General features: G+C 37.2%; 2 protein-coding genes. One reads left to right on the top strand and one right to left on the bottom strand.

What is annotated here, in order from left to right:
• On the bottom strand, window positions 1-2133 hold a 2133-nt coding region (locus tag ACHABW_RS25480), incomplete at its 3' end, for a glycoside hydrolase family 2 protein (RefSeq protein ID WP_435759829.1).
• 381 nt (window positions 2134-2514) lie between these two features.
• Here ACHABW_RS25480 and ACHABW_RS25475 point away from each other — a divergent pair.
• Window positions 2515-3107: MFS transporter (locus ACHABW_RS25475; RefSeq protein WP_435759827.1), on the top strand; the 593-nt coding region annotated here is incomplete at its 3' end.

Raw genomic sequence — 3107 nt, 5'->3', positions numbered from 1 at the left:
ATTTTCCATAAGTTCCTCAAATGTATTTCTTGTGGAATAAACTTCATCAGTAATGACAATTTCTTCGATCTCCTCTACATCATCTAGATCTGGCATTTGGAACCAGTTAGCAGCCACACCGCCTTTTCCTTCTTCCGGCGCTTCATAACTAGCGTTTGGTTCAGACACTTGATTAAACAAGGCAATGTCCTCTAATTTAAAACCATCTTGATTTGAAACAACCTCAATCTCATTAACCCCTTCTGTTAATGCAACATTATCAAAAGTAAAGACTCGGTCCACACCAGTTACCGTTTCCTGCTCATCACCATTAGCATAGAGTGTCACTTGATCACAATTCGAATAAACTTTCACTGCAATGTCTTTTTCCGGACGGTCAACAAATCGTTTACTTGTAATATGCACAAATTTTTCGTCGGACCAATTCGCTTTATACATATAAAAAGCATCTTTTTTAATCTTACGGTCGTATGTGATTAATCCTTTATTATTTCTCCCTTTCACGCCGCCTTCATCACGGATATTGGCACCGAAGTCAAACATATTCCACACATAAGTCGCCCATAGAAAAGGACGTTTTGAAAATATTTTCCACACCGTCTCATGATATAACGCGTGATACTCTTCCGTATAATCCTTTACTTTTGGACCGTTGCTGTGATATTGAATAATTCCCTCAGCACCGTATTCTGAGATGCCAACACCAACACTCGGGTTTGTTTTGTGGAAGCCATCAAGCCAAGGCGCAAAATCTTCTGCTTTTCCATTATACCAACCGTAATACTTGTTATATCCGACAATATCCGTGATGTAATTGTATTCGTCATCATCCTCAACAAACATCACATTGGCCATTGTTGTTAATCTTGTAGGGTCTTCCTTTTTGGTTAGCTCATTTAATTCTTTGACTAGTCTACGTACTTCTGGTCTCTCTCCACCAATTTGAATTTCATTTTGAATCCCCCAGAAAATAATCGAAGGGTGGTTAAAGTTCTGGCGAACAAGCTCTGTCATTTGTTGTTTTGCGTTAATACCTTCTAACTCTGTTTTGGACATGACCGAGATAAACGGAGTTTCTGCCCAAACCACCATTCCTTCTTTATCACAAAGGTCATAGAAATATTGATCGTGCTGATAGTGAGCTAACCGAATTGAAGTCGCTCCCACCTCTTTAATTAACTCCATATCTTCTGCGTGTTCTTCTTCTGTAATCGCCCAACCCATGTCTTTTCTATCTTGGTGCCTTGAAACCCCATTTAAAGGCAGGTGTTGACCGTTTAAGAAAAAGCCTTTTTCAGGATCTACTTTAAAGTACCTTACTCCAAAAGGAATCGATAATTCGTCAACGGTATCGTTAAAGTTTTCAATCTTCAAGTCAGCACGATACAAATGGGCATTTTTTCTACCATTCCATAAGACAGGATTTTTAATGATAGCAGGCATTTCTACCATTCTAGTTTCCTTAGCATCCAAAAGTACTTCTTTAGCAGCATAAGCCACTTTTTTGCCTGTTTCATTAAAGATCTCTGCCCAAAGTCGAACTTTTGTCTCCTTGTTATTGTCATTTACGACTTTTGACTTAAATGTTAGCCGCGCTCTTTCATGTGTAACATCATCTTGAACAAGATAAACTCCTTTGGAACCATAGTCCATTAAATCAAAATGCACTTGTTGAGTAATTACTAAATTGACGTCGCGATAAATACCACCATAGAAAGTAAAATCAGCCATTTGCGGGTAAACATCTTCGACAACTGTATTGTCCACTTGAACAGCAAGAGTATTCACACTGCCAAAATCGACGACATCTGTAATATCAAAACGAAACGTTGAATAACCACCGCGATGCTGCCCCATATAATGTCCATTGACATAAACGTCTGTCACACTGTTAGATCCTTCAAATTCGATAAAAACTTTGTTGTCCTGTTCTACCTTCCCGACCGAAAACTCTTTTCGGTACCAGCAAGCTCCTTTATAAAAATCAAATCCATTTGCTCCATCAACAGTATTCCATGTGTGGGGTACCTTGACAGGCTCCCAATTTACATCATCAAAGATTCGTTCTTTTGCTTGCTCTACGTTTTCTTGAATAAATTTCCATTCACCATTTATATTAATTTTCTTTCTCATACACTTTTCCTCCTTGTTATTCGTTATGTTAAGCGCATTCATAAAAAGTATTACGAAAAATACATTTATGGCATTACTCTCTCTTTCCACCTCTAGTATAGACAATCGAGCGAATATCATTTAGGATTTTTATGGTATTTACAGGACTTTTTCGCCTTTTTTAAGGCTCTGTTATTTCTTCATTGTTGATTTTAAAAATCTGCGAGACGCCTGTGGGAAAACAATAACTGAAGATCCCGAGAGCCATTTCCCCGTATTCTTAAAAAAATTTTTAATTTTAGACAAATAAACATAGACTATAATATCAACCAAGGAAACGAAACACTTTGCAGTACCTTGGAAGCAATTGCAATTGGTTTGTTTTTTAGGAGGGGAAAATTCATGGATGGAACAAAAGAAAATCAAAGAGAAAACACTTACCATCAAGCACGAATTTGGCAAATAGCGCTTTTCGCTTTGAATAACACCGCAACAAACATGTTTATGTTTGCTATTGGGTTTGTGACTTATTATGCAACAGGTATTGTTGGACTATCTGTCATGGTTATCAGTACACTCTTAGCATTGATGAGAGTTTTCGATGCCATTACCGATCCTATTATTGGATTTATTATTGATAGGACAGAAACGAAGTACGGTAAATTTCGACCAATTATGTTAATTGGTAATATTATTTTACTTATTTCTTTCTTAGTATTGTACAATGTAACCCACCTTGTACCAGAAATGATGCAGTTGACATTTTTCATCGTGATCTACGCACTTTACATTATTGGTTATACGATGCAAACGACGGTCACTCGTGCTGCACAAACAGTTTTAACGAATCATCCGAAGCAACGTCCTTTATTTACGATTTTTGATGCTGTTTATAACATTTCTCTGTTTACTGGAGGCCAAATTTACGTAGCCACGTATTTGATTGCAAAGCATGGAGATTTTAATTTAGGTCTTTTCTCAGAGTTATCTCTCGT

The organism is Salipaludibacillus sp. CF4.18 (assembly GCF_051262595.1).
GTDB lineage: Bacteria > Bacillota > Bacilli > Bacillales > Salisediminibacteriaceae > Salipaludibacillus > Salipaludibacillus neizhouensis.
The sequence above is the reverse complement of the archived record's forward strand: the minus strand, read 5'-3'. Positions and strand labels throughout refer to the sequence as shown.